We start from the raw sequence: 14,320 nt of genomic DNA, 5'->3' as shown, positions 1-14,320 counted from the left end.
CGCCGCCCTTGCCGCCGAGCACCTCGGAGCCCTTGCGCACCAGCTCGACCGCGTTGAAGCGCGAGGTCAGATCGGCGGTGACGCCGACCACGATGCCGGCCTTGCCGTCCTCGGTGACCCCGACGATCGCGACCACGCCCGATCCGATCTGCTTCTTGCCGTCATCGACCAGGCTCTTCAGATCCTTGGTCTCGACGCCTTCGACCGCGCGCGCCAGCAGCTTGACGTTGCCGACCTCGCGAACGGCTGAGGCGGCACCGTTCGATGCTCCGCCGCCGCCCATCGCGAGCTTCTTCCTGGCATCCGACAGATCGCGCTCCAGCTTCTTGCGCTCCTCCATCAGCGCAGTGATCCGCGCCGGCACATCCTCGATCGTGGTGCGCAGTTCGGCCGCCGCGGTCTTCGCCAGCGCCATGGTGTCGTTGGCATGCTTGCGCGCGTGACGCCCGGTCAGCGCCTCGATGCGGCGGACGCCGGACGCCACCGCGCTCTCGCTGGTCACCGAGATCAGGCCGATGTCGCCGGTGCGGCGGACATGAGTGCCGCCGCAGAGCTCGACCGACCAGCCGAGCGCGTTCTGGCCATGCTCGCGGGCGCTCTTGCCCATCGAGACGACGCGGACCTCGTCACCGTATTTCTCGCCGAACAGCGCGCGCGCGCCGGCCTCGCGGGCGTCGTCGACAGCCATCACGCGGGTCGTCACCTCGTCATTCTCGAGCACGACATCGTTGGCGATGTCCTCGACCCGGGCGAGCTCTTCCGGCGTGATCGGCTTCGGATGCACGAAATCGAAACGCAGGCGATCGGGCGCGACCAGCGAGCCGCGCTGCGCGATGTGATCGCCGAGCACCTGGCGCAGCGCTTCATGCAACAGATGCGTCGCCGAATGGTTGGCGCGAATCGCCGACCGGCGCGCGTGGTCGACTTCGAGCTGCAGCGCGGTGCCGAGGTTCAGCGTGCCCTGCTCCACCGTGCCGACATGCACGAAGAGATCGCCGGCCTTCTTCTGCATGTCGGTGACGCGGAACTTGACGCCCTCGCCAGTGAGGATACCGATATCGCCGACCTGGCCGCCCGACTCCGCATAGAACGGCGTCTGGTTCAGCACGATCGCACCGCTCTCGCCTGCCTTGAGGCTGTCGACCTCGGCGCCGTCCTTGACCAGTGCCGTCACCGCACCTTCCGCGCTCTCGGTCTCATAGCCGAGGAATTCGGTTGCACCGAGCTTCTCGCGCAGCGGGAACCAGATCGTCTCGGTCGCCGCCTCGCCGGAGCCTGCCCAGGAGGCGCGCGCCTTCTCGCGCTGCCGCTCCATCGCGTCGGTGAACGCCGCCTGGTCGACGCTGATGCCGCGCGACTTCAGCGCGTCCTGCGTCAGGTCGAGCGGGAAGCCATAGGTGTCGTACAGCGTGAACGCGGTGTCGCCGTCGAACATGTCGCCCTTCTTGAGGCCGGCGCTCTTCTCGTCGAGGATCGATAGTCCCCGCACCAGCGTCTTGCGGAAGCGGGTCTCTTCCAGCTGCAGCGTCTCCTCGATCAGCTTCTCCGCGCGCACCAGGTCCGGATAGGCCTGGCCCATCTCGCGGACCAGCGCCCAGACCAGGCGATGCATCAGCGGCTCGCTCGCGCCCAAGAGCTGCGCGTGGCGCATCGCGCGGCGCATGATCCGGCGCAGCACGTAGCCGCGGCCCTCGTTCGACGGCAGCACGCCGTCGGCGATCAGGAACGCCGACGAGCGCAGATGGTCGGCAATCACGCGGTACGACGCGACGTTCTGCGCGTTCGGCCCATGGCCGAGCGCCGACGAAGCCGCCTCGATCAAATGGCGGAACAGATCGGTCTCGAACACGCTCTCGACGCCCTGCAGGATGCAGGCCATGCGCTCCAGCCCCATGCCGGTGTCGATCGAGGGACGCGGCAGCGCCACGCGCTCCTCCTTCGTCACCTGCTCGTACTGCATGAACACCAGGTTCCAGAATTCGAGGAAGCGATCGCCGTCCTCCTCCGGGCTGCCCGGAGGTCCGCCCCAGATGTGCTCGCCGCGGTCGATGAAGATCTCGGAGCACGGACCGCACGGGCCGGTGTCGCCCATCGCCCAGAAATTGTCCGAGGTCGGGATGCGGATGATGCGGTCGTCCGAGAAGCCCGCGATCTTCTTCCAGTAGCCGGCCGCCTCGTCGTCGGTGTGGTAGACGGTGACGAGCAGCTTGTCCTTCTTCAGCCCGAAATCCCTGGTGATCAGATTCCAGGCGAGCTCGATCGCGCGCTCCTTGAAGTAATCGCCGAACGAGAAGTTGCCGAGCATCTCGAAGAAGGTGAGATGGCGCGCGGTGTAGCCGACATTGTCGAGGTCGTTATGCTTGCCGCCCGCGCGCACGCATTTCTGCGACGTCGTGGCGCGCTGATAGGCGCGCTTCTCGACGCCGGTGAAGACGTTCTTGAACTGCACCATGCCGGCATTGGTGAACATCAGGGTCGGGTCGTTGCGCGGCACCAGCGGCGACGACGCCACGATCTCGTGGCCGTTCTCCTTGAAGAAGTTCAGAAATGTCGACCTGATGTCGTTGACGCTGCTCATGTTCATCCAATCGGAAAAAGGGGCCGGCCAGCCGCAAAAAGGCGTCATTTTCCGGCCGAACGCTTTTAGACATTGCCAGCTGCGGTGTCCAGAAACTGTGCAGGCGGATCATGGGCTTGCCGCGGCAGCACAAAGCCCCGTTGGATAGTTGCTGCAGCTGCGTTGACAGTCTTGGTGGCGCCGTGTTTTCTACCTACCTGTTACCCGTCACGTCGGGAGAGACCGGCTTTGCCGCCGGCGCCGAAGGAGCAACCGCCCCGGAAACTCTCAGGCAAAAGGACCGCGTGACGTCTGACATCTGGAAAGAGGCGCTGGGGTTCTCCCCCGATTGCGTCCGCCGACGGGATAATACTCTCAGGCACAGCGACAGATGGGGCTTTCTGCAGGTTTCTCAAGGGGAAATGGGTCCCCGACGGGAACCGCGAGGGCCCTGTGATGCTTGCGCACGAAAACTCCCCGCTGAAACAGACCCCGCTGCACGCGCTGCATCTGGCGCGCGGGGCCAAGATGGTGCCGTTCGCTGGCTACGACATGCCGGTGCAATACACGGCCGGCGTGCTGAAGGAGCATCTGCACACCCGCAAGGACGCGGGCCTGTTCGACGTGTCCCACATGGGTCAGCTCGTGCTGAAGGCCAAATCCGGCAAGGTCGGCGACGCGGCGCTCGCGCTGGAAAAACTGGTGCCGCAGGACATTGCCGGCATCGCGCCGGGACGGCAGCGCTACGCGCAATTCACCAATGACGACGGCGGCCTGCTCGACGATTTGATGGTGGCGAATTTCGGCGATCACCTGTTCCTGGTCGTCAACGCTGCCTGCAAGGCCGAGGACGAGGCGCATCTGCGCGCGCATCTCTCCGATACCTGCGAGATCGTGTCGCTGGCCGACCGCGCGCTGATCGCGCTGCAGGGGCCGAAAGCCGAATCGGCGCTGGCGAAACTTTGTGCAGATGTCAGTTCGATGAAATTCATGGACGCCGGCCCGCGCCGTGTCGCCGACATCGATTGCTTCGTCTCGCGCTCCGGCTATACCGGCGAGGATGGTTTTGAGATTTCCGTGCCGGCTGACAAGGCCGAAGCCCTGGTCACTGCGCTGCTCGACAATCCCGACGTACTCCCGATCGGCCTCGGCGCGCGCGACAGCCTGCGGCTCGAAGCCGGGCTCTGCCTCTACGGTCACGATATCGACGCCACGACGACGCCGGTCGAAGGCGCGCTGGAATGGTCGGTGCAGAAGGTCCGCCGCAGCGGCGGCGCCCGCGCCGGCGGCTTCCCGGGTGCTGACAAGATCCTTACTCAATTCGCTGATGGCGCCGCCCGCCGCCGCGTCGGCTTGAGGCCCGATGGTCGCGCGCCGGTGCGCGAAGGCGCCGGCCTGTTTGCCGATGCGAGCTCGACCGAACAGATCGGCAAGGTGACCTCGGGCGGCTTCGGCCCGAGCCTCAATGCGCCGGTCGCGATGGGCTATCTGCCGACCTCGCTTTCCGCGGTCGGCACCACCGTTTTCGCCGAGGTGCGCGGCCAGCGGCTGCCGCTGAAAGTCGCCGCCACGCCGTTCGTCCCCAATACCTACAAACGCTAAACGCCAGAGGATCTCTCCATGACGACGCTGTACACGTCCGACCACGAATGGCTCCGCATCGAGGGCGATGTCGCCACGATCGGGATCACCGACTACGCACAGTCGCAGCTCGGCGACGTCGTGTTCGTCGAACTGCCCAAGGTCGGCCGCAGCCTCAAGAAGGCCGAGGCCGCTGCCGTGGTCGAATCCGTCAAGGCCGCCTCCGACGTCTACGCGCCGATCACCGGCGAGGTGATCGAGGTCAACGAGGCGCTCGCCGCCGAGCCCGCGCTGGTCAATTCGGATGCCGGCGGCAAGGCCTGGTTCTTCAAGCTGAAGATATCAGACAAGGGCGAACTCGGCGGCCTGATGGACGAGGCCGCCTACGCCGCGCACACCGCCTGAGGATGATGCCATGAACGCGCCCTTCAAGCCGATCAACGAAGCCGCCACCGATTTCGTCCGCCGACACATCGGACCATCGCCGCGCGACATCAACGCGATGCTGGATACGGTCGGCGCCGCGAGCCTGCAGGCGCTGATGGGTGAGACGCTGCCGGCGTCGATCCGCCAGAAGGCGCCGCTCGATCTCGGCCACGCGCTGAGCGAGACCGAGGCGCTCGCGCATATGAGCGAGCTCGCCGCGCAGAACCAGGTGTTCACGTCGCTGATCGGCCAAGGCTATTCCGGCACCATCCTGCCCGCGGTGATCCAGCGCAACATCCTGGAGAACCCGGCCTGGTACACCGCGTACACGCCGTACCAGCCCGAGATCAGCCAGGGCCGGCTGGAAGCTTTGTTCAACTTCCAGACCATGATCTGCGACCTCACCGGGCTCGACGTCGCCAATGCCTCGCTGCTTGACGAAGCGACCGCGGCGGCCGAAGCAATGGCGCTCGCCGAGCGCCACTCGCAGGTCAAGGCGAAGGTGTTCTTTGTCGACAAGGAAGTGCATCCGCAGACGCTGGCCGTGATGCGCACGCGCGCTGCCCCGCTGGGCTGGGCGCTGCTGGTCGGCGACCCCCTCACCGAGCTCGACAAGGCCGACGTGCTCGGCGCGCTCTTGCAATATCCCGGCACCACGGGCGCGGTGCGCGACCTCCGGCCGGCGATCGCATCGCTGCGCGCCAAGGGTGCGCTGGCGATCGTCGCCGCGGACCTGCTGTCGCTGGCGCTGCTGACCTCGCCCGGCGAGCTCGGCGCCGATATCGCGATCGGCTCGGCGCAGCGGTTCGGCGTGCCGATGGGCTATGGCGGACCGCACGCCGCCTACATGGCCGTGCGCGACACGCTGAAGCGCTCGCTGCCCGGCCGCATCGTCGGCCTGTCGGTGGATTCGCGCGGGGCACCGGCCTATCGCCTCGCGCTGCAAACCCGCGAGCAGCATATCCGCCGCGAGAAGGCGACGTCCAACATCTGCACCGCGCAGGTGCTGCTCGCCGTGATCGCCTCGATGTATGCGGTCTATCATGGACCTGAGGGCCTGACCCACATCGCGCGCGGCGTGCATCGCCGTGCCACCGTGCTCGCCGCCGGCCTGCGCAAACTCGGCTTCGCGCCGACCAGCGAGGCGTTCTTCGACACCGTGACGGTCGAGGTCGGCGCGAAGCAGATCGAGATCGTCTCCCGCGCGCAGGCGGAGCGGATCAATCTGCGTATCGGCGCGACCACGCTCGGCATCGCGCTCGACGAGACCACGACGCCTGAGACCGTCGAGGCGGTTTGGCGCGTGTTCGGCGGCAAGCTCAGCTTTGCCGAGATCGAGGGTAGCGCAAGCGAGACGCTGCCGAAGGAGCTGCGGCGCTCTAGCGCCTTCCTCACCCATCCGGTGTTCAACACGCACCGCTCGGAGACCGAGCTGCTGCGCTACATGCGCAAGCTCTCAGATCGCGACCTTGCGCTCGACCGCGCGATGATCCCGCTCGGCTCCTGCACCATGAAGCTCAACGCCACCACCGAGATGATCCCGCTGACCTGGCCGGCGTTCGGCAATCTGCACCCGTTCGCGCCCGCCGATCAGGCCAAGGGCTATCATGCGCTGTTCAAGCGGCTGGAGCAGTGGCTGTGCGACATCACCGGCTATGACGCGGTGTCGCTGCAGCCGAACTCCGGCGCGCAGGGCGAATATGCCGGCCTCCTTGCGATCCGGGGCTATCATCTCGCGCGCGGCGAGCCGCACCGCAAGGTGTGCTTGATCCCCTCCTCCGCGCACGGCACCAATCCGGCCTCGGCCGCGATGGTCGGCATGGAGGTCGTGGTGGTCGCGTGCGATGCGCGCGGCGACGTCGACGTCAATGATCTCCGCGCCAAGGCCGAGAAGCATTCGGCCAACCTCGCCGCCGTCATGATCACCTATCCGTCGACCCACGGCGTGTTCGAGGAGCATATCAGCGAGATCTGCGACATCGTGCATGCGCATGGCGGACAGGTCTATCTCGACGGCGCCAACATGAATGCGCAGGTCGGGCTCTCCCGGCCCGGCGATTACGGTGCCGACGTCAGCCATCTCAACCTGCACAAGACCTTCTGCATCCCGCATGGCGGCGGCGGCCCCGGCATGGGCCCGATCGGCGTCAAGGCGCATCTTGCGCCCTATCTGCCGGGCCATCCCGCAACTGATGGTGCGACGGCGCACGCCATCGGCCCGGTGTCGGCCGCGCCGTTCGGCTCGGCGTCGATCCTGACCATCTCCTACATCTACATCCTGATGATGGGCGGCGAAGGCCTGACGCGCGCCACGGAGATTGCGATCCTCAATGCGAACTACATTGCCGCACGGCTGCAGCCGCACTTCCCGGTGCTGTACCGCAACGAGCGCGGCCGCGTCGCGCATGAATGCATCGTCGACCCGCGGGCGCTGAAGACGAGCAGCGGCGTCAGCGTCGACGACATCGCCAAGCGGCTGATCGACTACGGCTTCCACGCGCCGACCATGAGCTTCCCGGTGGCGGGCACGCTGATGATCGAGCCGACGGAATCGGAATCGAAGTTCGAGATCGACCGCTTCTGCGACGCGATGATCGCGATCCGGGGCGAGATCGCGGACGTCGAGAAAGGCCGCTGGAAGATCGAAGCCTCGCCGCTGCGCCACGCCCCGCACACCGTGCACGACATCGCCGACGATGCGTGGGACCGGGCCTACACCCGCGCCGAGGGCTGCTTCCCCGCGGGCGTGTCACGGTCCGACAAATACTGGAGCCCGGTCGGCCGCGTCGACAATGTCTACGGCGATCGCAACCTGGTGTGCTCGTGCCCGCCGATCGAGGACTACGCGCAGGCCGCGGAGTAACGCGGCCTTTGTTGCGGGATGTTGTAGCAACCATTAAGCGGGGATGGTTGCTACGAGGTCCAGTTCAAAACGTCAAAAACAACCCCATGCACAGTAGGGATTGGGGCGACTGGTCATCCGCGGGCACTAGATCCAGTCGGTAGGATAGGTGCAGCCAACGGGTCCGCGCTTCGCGCCATCGCAGGGAATGCGCGGGAGCGACCGACGCCGCGGCAGGAGGAGACATGCGCGAGGAATTCTGGTTTCACTTCCCGTTTCGCGTCCGCTATTCCGAGGTCGACGCGCAGGCCGTGGTGTTCAACGCCCACTATTTGACCTATTTCGACACCGCAATCACGGAGTATTTCCGCGCGCTCGGCTACGACTATCTCGGCGAGGTGGCTCGCACCGGCATTGACTTCCACACCGTGAAGTCGGTGGTCGAGTACAAGGCGCCGATCCGGTTCGACGAGGACATCGAGGTCTGCGTCCGGGTCGCGCGGATCGGCCGCTCCTCGATCAACTTGGCGCTCGCGATCTTCGCCAAGGGCTCCGACGACCTGCGCGCCACCGGCGAGATCATCTGGGTCGCGACCGACCAGACAACCCATCAATCGGTCGCGGTGACGGAGGATCTGCGGGCGCTGATCGCAAGCCGGGAGAAGGCGCTGGCGCCGGGTTGAGTTGACTACGGCTTGGTCAGCGTCGGAGCAATGCGCCAGAGATTGTCGTTGGTGAGGTGCGTGCCGCCCCACCAGCGATCGATCGGGTTATGGCTGCTGAAGTCTTCCTGGTGCGCGATGATCGCTTCGCCGAACTTGGTCAGCCGCGGATAGCTTGCGGCGTAGCGCGCGTGCCAGCTCCTTTTGCTCTGCGGTCGTTCGAGATCGGTCACTGCAGGCGACGGACCATCCGTGAGGCCGTCGAGCAATGAGAAAAGTTCGAGTTCCCCGAACACATTTCCGGGGCACCAGAAACGATGAAGTAGTCCAAGCGCTGAAAAGCCGTCGTAACGTGCGATCAGCTCAAGAAGTCGCATTTCAGTTGCGCCAAGCCCCGTCGCGCGGGAGGGCAATTCTGCAACCAAGGCAAGCTGCGCCGACCTCAGAAATGGCAGTGAGCTAAGGTCACTCTGCAAGCAATCCAGAAAAGGCATTGGGGTGGCTGCGCGATAAGCCGACCAGATCGCACTTCCGGTATTGAGTTCGACCGGGCCGACGTCGACCGTCAACACATCCTCTGGTTCGGGCATCTGTTCAGCCGGCATCGTCAGATCGAAATCAACAAGACGCAACTTCAACCTGGCCGCTGTCTCGGGATGATATCTGAAAAAAGCCAGAAGGAAGACCAGCTGCAGCTGATCGTTCGGATATTGTTCGAACCAGAGCTCGATAACGTCATACGGTTCGCAATACTCGACGAGCGAAAGGTGCCTGCGAGCCCGGACTTCATCGGAGAACAATCTCCATGAACACCAATCCGACCAATGACGACCCGGGCCCTGGCCGGAACGCGCGCCAAAATAATCTTCGAACTCTTCTACCGGGGGCAACGGCCCCCAAACGAAGCGAAAGCGAAATTCAATGACCGCTTCTGCCAGACCTGAGCGCGCGAGACGGATACCGCAACTAGTCAGAATCAAACGCTTCATCGTCCAACCTCGCCGAACGCAACACAAAACGAAACGGGCGCCAAAGACGTCGGCAACTCAACGTCCTCAGCGCCCGCTTCCAGCGAAATCATGTCTGCCTTGAGGTCTACTCCTCCGTCGGCTCTTCACCTTCGGCGTCGCGCTCGGGCGTGCCGGCTAGGATCTGCTCGGAGATCAGGCCGGAGTTCTGCCGGATCGCGGCCTCGATCTTGGCCGTGATGTCGGGATTCGCCTTCAGGAACGCCTTCGAATTCTCGCGACCCTGGCCGAGCCGCTGGCTGTCATAGGAGAACCAGGCGCCTGACTTCTCGACAATGCCGGCCTTGACGCCGAGGTCGAGGATCTCGCCCATCTTGGAGACGCCCTCGCCATACATGATGTCGAACTCGACCTGCTTGAAGGGCGGTGCCAGCTTGTTCTTCACCACCTTGACGCGGGTGGTGTTGCCGACCACCTCGTCGCGCTCCTTGATCGCGCCGATGCGGCGGATGTCGAGGCGGACCGAGGCATAGAACTTCAGCGCGTTGCCGCCGGTCGTGGTCTCCGGCGAGCCGTACATCACGCCGATCTTCATGCGGATCTGGTTGATGAAGATCACCATGGTGTGGGACTTGTTGATCGAGGCGGTGAGCTTGCGCAGCGCCTGGCTCATCAGGCGCGCCTGCAGGCCCGGCAGCGCATCGCCCATCTCACCCTCGAGCTCGGCCTTCGGCACCAGCGCCGCGACCGAATCGACCACCAGCACGTCGACCGCACCGGAGCGCACCAGCGTGTCGCAAATCTCCAATGCCTGCTCGCCGGTGTCGGGCTGCGAGATCAGGAGCTCGTCGATGTTGACGCCGAGCTTGCGCGCATAAACCGGATCGAGCGCGTGTTCGGCGTCGATGAAGGCGCAGATGCCGCCCTTCTTCTGGCCTTCCGCCACGGTGTGCAGCGCAAGCGTGGTCTTGCCCGACGATTCCGGCCCGTAGATCTCGACGACACGTCCCTTCGGCAGGCCGCCGACGCCGAGCGCGATGTCGAGCCCGAGCGATCCCGACGACACCGTCTCGACATCCATCGAACGGTCGTTCTTGCCGAGCTTCATCACCGAGCCCTTGCCGAACTGGCGCTCGATCTGGGAGAGCGCGGCTGAGAGGGCCTTGGACTTGTCCATGGAGGATCCTTCGACGATACGCAGTGCAGTGGCGGACATTTGGGATGTGCTCCTTATGGCGAGGATTCGCTAGCGGGACAAACGGCGGGTGAGATCAGGCAGAATGCGTTGTTGATAGGAATCTCGTACCACGTTTGTTCCGCGTTCGCAATATGTTCTTTTGAAGATATGGGTGCTGTCCGTATTAAGCCCCCGTGTCCTAAGCTGAATTTGAAAGTGTCCCAGTTTGGATTAAGCGAATGGAAACCATGGCTTAGCCGCTGTTCTCGGTAGGACTACCGAACGGCGATCACGGGATGTTCTGCCGTCCCTATCAGCTCTAATGAGGCCATAAGGTTCACTATGCAGTTTGTGCCAGTTCCGTCCGTGTTCTCCGTGGGTGAACGGAGTTCCTGTGCTATGGTGATGGAACTACACTTTGGCTGGGGCGTAAAATGCCAATCAACCGTTTGCTGAAAGAGGGCGAATACACGCCCGAGCAAATCGATCTTCTAAACAAGGCCTTCAACTACGCCCTGCACTCAATGGGCTTGGTTGACCGAAACGACCCGCTTTGTGAGATGGTGGCTCGCAAGGTCATTGAGGCGTCGGCCGGGACCGGCGATGCAAAGGAAATTGCGGAACTGGCCGTAATCCGGATCGGTCTACGCTGATGCTGGAAAGGTACAGGACCCGTGGAAAGACGCACACGCCAAGGGTGAAAGCACCGTCATCACCAAGGAAGCGCTCTCGGAGTATTGCAGCAGTATTGAGCCGCCTCGTGAGCAAGAAGGGTGATGCAAGGATCGCCGGGCGCTCGAAAGCCAACTAAAAGATCAGGAGAAGTCCGCTCGTTTGGTAGAGCGAGTGAAGGCTGATTTGCCCGGTAGGCGATCTATTCGTGTTGGCGTCGATCCAAGCCAAATCTATCAGATGCATATGGATTGGTCGGATGCGGAGGCCGACCGTGTTGGAAGCTGGACGTGGGGAGCGCGTGACTGGGGTCAGGCCTCTTGGGATGGGGTCATTGGTCCTAAGCTGGCGAATTTCAAAACAATGCTTTGGCGCGAGATTGAGTCCGCCGTTAGCGACGGCGGCCATCACATGCACCATTCGATGTCTATCGATGTCATTTGTGATGAATGCCAGACGCGATTGCTGGAATTTGGGAAGGTAGATGGAGACATCTATCGATTCCGGCTTGGTCTCACTTTGATCGTCCAAGCCGCTGCCCGGCAAGGACAACGCCCGAACATGTGACAACCTGGAGCGCGGCGCGCCCGTTCCTAAAGGAAACGGCCCCAGCACCCTTGGAGGTGATGCTGAGGCCGCCTTACCGCGCCGGCTGAATCGAGAGGGGGCCGCTCGCGAATCACGGCCCCCAGCCAAGGAAATTCTCGAAAATATCACGCCCTGAAATGCTCTCACCTCGGCAAGAGTTACTTTACTCTTATCCACAGGTTTGAGGATTCCGGGAGAGCACGGTGTTCCGAAGAACGGAACTGATCATTAGTGGGGGTGCCCGAGACGGCCCCGGCGCGCTCGCAGGGGCTAGATGGCGGCCGGAGTCGTCCCACTAGCGCTCACTGTGAGCGCAATCACATTGTATCGGGAGCGCTGGCAACCGTAATGGTCCATCCCGGATTACCTCACTTTGACAAGTGTCCCGATTCCAATCTGCGAGTGTCCTAACTAGGACAGCACCCGAATCCCCAATTGGATTTGAGAATCTTGCCGTTCGGATTAAACAAAGGGAAACCATGACTTAGCCGATGTTCTCGGTGGCACGGCCCGTGTGGCGATCACGGGATGATCTAGCGGTCACCGGCTTTTTATACGGCCATCAATCAGTATGCAGTTTGTGCCACGCGCCCGGGGGGATTATGCACGGTTCTGGGCATATAGATTTCGATGGTGCCCAATTCGTTCGCAGTTTTCTGCCCGCGAGTTTGAACCGTGAAGTGCTTGGCCAGGCTGGTCAAACGCCATGCCCGCAGCCGCCTCGGGTTCGCGCGGCTCCTCTCTTCCGGATCGCTGGTGTATCGCTGGTGTAAAGGAGCGGCCCCAGCGAGTGGGCACTAACCGGGGCCGAGTTGCACTTTGGTCGTCCCGATGCTGCCCGGCAGGAACAGCACCCGGACAGGAGATAATCCGGAGTGCGCTGCGCTCGTTCCTATGCCCGCGTGTCCTGGTCCCTTGCGCGAGCGTTCTGACGGGGACGGCATCGGCTGAATGCCTTCGCGTCGGATGGAGCGAACGGAAACCGCGGCCTGGCTGATGTTCTCAGTAGGACTACCGAGGCGGCATAGTAAATGTTCTAGCCCCATCATTTTCCATGGGACGTCATCTGTTCTTGCTGTGCGCCGAGGCCGAGGTCGCTCGGGTTGGCAACGGTGATAGCCAATTTGGGACATGTCCTTTGGCACAAATTGTATAGGCTTCCAGTCATCAGGATTTTGCTCACCTTCCTGGGGCTAGGGCCAACGCCGTCCGCAGCTATTTCAAGCGGGCGGCGTTGTGCTGTCGGGCGTCCGATCGACTGAATGGGTCAACGCTCCGGAGCGCCGCGCCGGCCTGTTCTCGGACCATTTGGATAGCGGTCCGGCGCGATCCGTAGTTCTCCGGGCTAGAACAAAGTTCCGCGAGCAGGCGGATCCGCCCTCGTCCCAAGTGTCCTGGATAATCAACGAGTTACCGGCAGATTTGGTGACAGCGGCGTGCGATTGGCACAATCTGCATACTACCTTGGTATCCCTCCTGCCCCCCAAAAAAACTACGTAGCCTTCACTGGAAGACTCGGGTTCCGCCAGTGTTCGTAACATTGGCGCGCCGGGGCCGACGCCAGATTTCGCGTCGCGAGACGCGGCGTGCCGCCGGCGGATGGATCCACTTCGGGATCCACACCGACGTCCGGACGGGCGCTGCAGTTCACAACATCGTTTTACGGGCGTTAATTATACAACCTTTAGTTTAATTATCGACGACCGCCATTCCTTCGCGGAACCGTTCCAGATGATTCACAAGGGCGTCGAATTCAGCGTCACGCAGGTCACGGCCGGCGTCTGGAAATGGCGTTTCCAGATCGGTGACCGGGTCTTCACCGGCAAGACCGAAGCGAAACTCGACCTCCTGGCGATCCGCCGCGTGCAGCTGCGGATCGACCGCGAGCTGAACAATCTCGGGCTGGGACGCCCCCGCGGGCAGAGCGATCGGGATTGAGGCGCGGCGGGTTGGATTGGCTCCGCCGCGCAAGCCAAACAGGCCGCGCGCTTCAGTCTGCGCTGGCCAGCCGCCGCATCGTGAACTCGATCTCGCCGCCGGGCAGCTCACGCCAGCTCTCGACCGCGCTCATATAGGCAGCCTTCGGATAGCGCTTGAGAAAGGCGCGCGCCCGCAGGCGGGCCTGATCGCGCGGCAGGCTGAAGGTCTCGCGCAGATAGCCGTCATCCGGCTTGCGCCGCGCGGCCATCCGGCTGGCGAGATCGCGCGGACGAAATACCATTGCCGCAACTCCGGACCAACTGACGACGCACCCAATATAGGGGTGACGCCGCGAGAATCCGAGTCTGCAGGAAGTGGAAGCCGCCCCGAAGGAGCGTTACTGCGCGGAGCTTCCGGTCTTGGTTTTCGGCTTGGCGGGATGGGCCGCCGCCTTCGGCGCATCGCTGCGCACCGCGCCCCAGGGATCGGACGATCCCTTGGCATCCGGAATCTTGCTCAACGAGTCCTTGTAGGCCTTGTCGTTGACCGCATCCCGATCCTTCTCCTCCTGGGACTTGGACTTGACCTCAGGCATCAGATTGACGTTCGGCATTTGCGCATAGGCCGGCGCCGACAGCAGCACCGCAACCGCAACTGCGCTCAAAACTCTCATCAGAACGCTCCTTGCATTTTCGTCAGCGGTATATCACCGCAAGAAAGCGGTCGCCAAGCGTGTCCATCGCTGCCTAGAGGTGGTCTGATTTGCAGGATTTCGGCGACTGCATCCAGTCGTCCCAGATCGGACCGCATCGCGTGCAGCCACCAAGCGCAAGCCCGATCGCGATCACGCCGCCCAGCAACACCAACCTGCGGAACATGTACGCCCCCAACGCTGACGAGCGGCAATTGGGCGCCAAAACTGGGGCA

13 protein-coding genes and 1 riboswitch are annotated in these 14,320 nt (G+C 63.4%); of the genes, 7 read left to right on the top strand and 6 right to left on the bottom strand.

Annotation, left to right across the window (positions count from 1 at the left end):
• A partial coding sequence (alaS, locus tag AC628_RS00790) for an alanine--tRNA ligase (protein ID WP_074124828.1) occupies positions 1–2,578 on the bottom strand: 2,578 nt, incomplete at its 3' end.
• A 202-nt stretch (positions 2,579–2,780) separates the two neighbouring features.
• Positions 2,781–2,871, top strand: a riboswitch (glycine riboswitch).
• 142 nt (positions 2,872–3,013) lie between these two features.
• Here alaS and gcvT point away from each other — a divergent pair.
• The 4 genes from gcvT (at position 3,014) to AC628_RS00770 (ending at position 8,089) form a co-directional block, all read left to right on the top strand.
• Positions 3,014–4,159, top strand: coding sequence for a glycine cleavage system aminomethyltransferase GcvT (gene gcvT / locus AC628_RS00785; RefSeq protein ID WP_074124814.1), 1,146 nt, complete (start codon positions 3,014–3,016; stop codon positions 4,157–4,159).
• Positions 4,160–4,177: 18 nt separating this feature from the next.
• The gene (gene gcvH / locus AC628_RS00780; protein ID WP_074124812.1) at positions 4,178–4,543 is read left to right on the top strand and encodes a glycine cleavage system protein GcvH; all 366 of its coding nucleotides are present in this window, start codon (positions 4,178–4,180) and stop codon (positions 4,541–4,543) included.
• 10 nt (positions 4,544–4,553) lie between these two features.
• Positions 4,554–7,427 carry an aminomethyl-transferring glycine dehydrogenase gene (gene gcvP / locus AC628_RS00775; protein ID WP_074124811.1) on the top strand — a complete coding sequence of 958 codons (2,874 nt, stop codon included), beginning with the start codon at positions 4,554–4,556 and terminating at the stop codon, positions 7,425–7,427.
• 224 nt (positions 7,428–7,651) lie between these two features.
• On the top strand, positions 7,652–8,089 hold the full coding sequence (locus AC628_RS00770; RefSeq protein ID WP_074124810.1) for an acyl-CoA thioesterase: 438 nt from the start codon (positions 7,652–7,654) through the stop codon (positions 8,087–8,089).
• Between the two features lie 5 nt (positions 8,090–8,094).
• Here the strand turns inward: AC628_RS00770 and AC628_RS00765 are convergent, their stop codons facing one another.
• On the bottom strand, positions 8,095–9,057 hold the full coding sequence (locus tag AC628_RS00765; RefSeq protein ID WP_074124808.1) for a hypothetical protein: 963 nt from the start codon (positions 9,055–9,057) through the stop codon (positions 8,095–8,097).
• A gap of 106 nt (positions 9,058–9,163) precedes the next feature.
• A complete protein-coding gene (gene recA, locus AC628_RS00760; protein WP_016848520.1) occupies positions 9,164–10,252 on the bottom strand; it encodes a recombinase RecA in 1,089 nt (362 codons plus the stop codon).
• Positions 10,253–10,647: 395 nt separating this feature from the next.
• Between recA and AC628_RS00755 the strand changes: the two genes are divergently transcribed.
• The 3 genes from AC628_RS00755 (at position 10,648) to AC628_RS00745 (ending at position 13,411) form a co-directional block, all read left to right on the top strand.
• Positions 10,648–10,866: a hypothetical protein gene (locus tag AC628_RS00755; RefSeq protein ID WP_074124806.1), complete on the top strand. Its 219-nt coding sequence runs from the start codon at positions 10,648–10,650 to the stop codon at positions 10,864–10,866.
• A gap of 193 nt (positions 10,867–11,059) precedes the next feature.
• Positions 11,060–11,452, top strand: coding sequence for a hypothetical protein (locus AC628_RS00750; protein ID WP_143201357.1), 393 nt, complete (start codon positions 11,060–11,062; stop codon positions 11,450–11,452).
• Between the two features lie 1,752 nt (positions 11,453–13,204).
• Complete coding sequence (locus tag AC628_RS00745) at positions 13,205–13,411, top strand: hypothetical protein (RefSeq protein WP_050421259.1); 207 nt, start codon at positions 13,205–13,207, stop codon at positions 13,409–13,411.
• A 52-nt stretch (positions 13,412–13,463) separates the two neighbouring features.
• Here AC628_RS00745 and AC628_RS00740 read toward each other — a convergent pair whose 3' ends face one another.
• The 3 genes from AC628_RS00740 to AC628_RS00730 all read right to left on the bottom strand — a co-directional run bounded on the left by AC628_RS00740 (position 13,464) and on the right by AC628_RS00730 (position 14,271).
• On the bottom strand, positions 13,464–13,694 hold the full coding sequence (locus AC628_RS00740) for a hypothetical protein (protein ID WP_050421258.1): 231 nt from the start codon (positions 13,692–13,694) through the stop codon (positions 13,464–13,466).
• Positions 13,695–13,790: 96 nt separating this feature from the next.
• Positions 13,791–14,066 (bottom strand): hypothetical protein, encoded by a 276-nt coding sequence (locus tag AC628_RS00735; RefSeq protein ID WP_074124804.1) that lies wholly within the window; start codon positions 14,064–14,066, stop codon positions 13,791–13,793.
• A gap of 73 nt (positions 14,067–14,139) precedes the next feature.
• Positions 14,140–14,271 (bottom strand): hypothetical protein, encoded by a 132-nt coding sequence (locus tag AC628_RS00730; protein ID WP_050421256.1) that lies wholly within the window; start codon positions 14,269–14,271, stop codon positions 14,140–14,142.
• Between the last annotated feature and the right edge of the window lie 49 nt (positions 14,272–14,320).

This window comes from Bradyrhizobium sp. NAS96.2 (assembly GCF_001908235.1).
Taxonomy (GTDB): Bacteria; Pseudomonadota; Alphaproteobacteria; order Rhizobiales; family Xanthobacteraceae; genus Bradyrhizobium.
This window is presented reverse-complemented; position numbering and strand designations above follow the sequence as displayed.

Bases quoted from the DNA above. Each gene is read 5' to 3' on its own strand.
- gcvT (WP_074124814.1), top strand. From the start codon at position 3,014: ATGCTTGCGCACGAAAACTCCCCGCTGAAACAGACCCCGCTGCACGCG.
- gcvH (WP_074124812.1), top strand. From the start codon at position 4,178: ATGACGACGCTGTACACGTCCGACCACGAATGGCTCCGCATCGAGGGC.
- gcvP (WP_074124811.1), top strand. From the start codon at position 4,554: ATGAACGCGCCCTTCAAGCCGATCAACGAAGCCGCCACCGATTTCGTC.
- AC628_RS00770 (WP_074124810.1), top strand. From the start codon at position 7,652: ATGCGCGAGGAATTCTGGTTTCACTTCCCGTTTCGCGTCCGCTATTCC.
- AC628_RS00765 (WP_074124808.1), bottom strand. From the start codon at position 9,057: ATGAAGCGTTTGATTCTGACTAGTTGCGGTATCCGTCTCGCGCGCTCA.
- recA (WP_016848520.1), bottom strand. From the start codon at position 10,252: ATGTCCGCCACTGCACTGCGTATCGTCGAAGGATCCTCCATGGACAAG.
- AC628_RS00755 (WP_074124806.1), top strand. From the start codon at position 10,648: ATGCCAATCAACCGTTTGCTGAAAGAGGGCGAATACACGCCCGAGCAA.
- AC628_RS00745 (WP_050421259.1), top strand. From the start codon at position 13,205: ATGATTCACAAGGGCGTCGAATTCAGCGTCACGCAGGTCACGGCCGGC.
- AC628_RS00740 (WP_050421258.1), bottom strand. From the start codon at position 13,694: ATGGTATTTCGTCCGCGCGATCTCGCCAGCCGGATGGCCGCGCGGCGC.
- AC628_RS00735 (WP_074124804.1), bottom strand. From the start codon at position 14,066: ATGAGAGTTTTGAGCGCAGTTGCGGTTGCGGTGCTGCTGTCGGCGCCG.
- AC628_RS00730 (WP_050421256.1), bottom strand. From the start codon at position 14,271: ATGTTCCGCAGGTTGGTGTTGCTGGGCGGCGTGATCGCGATCGGGCTT.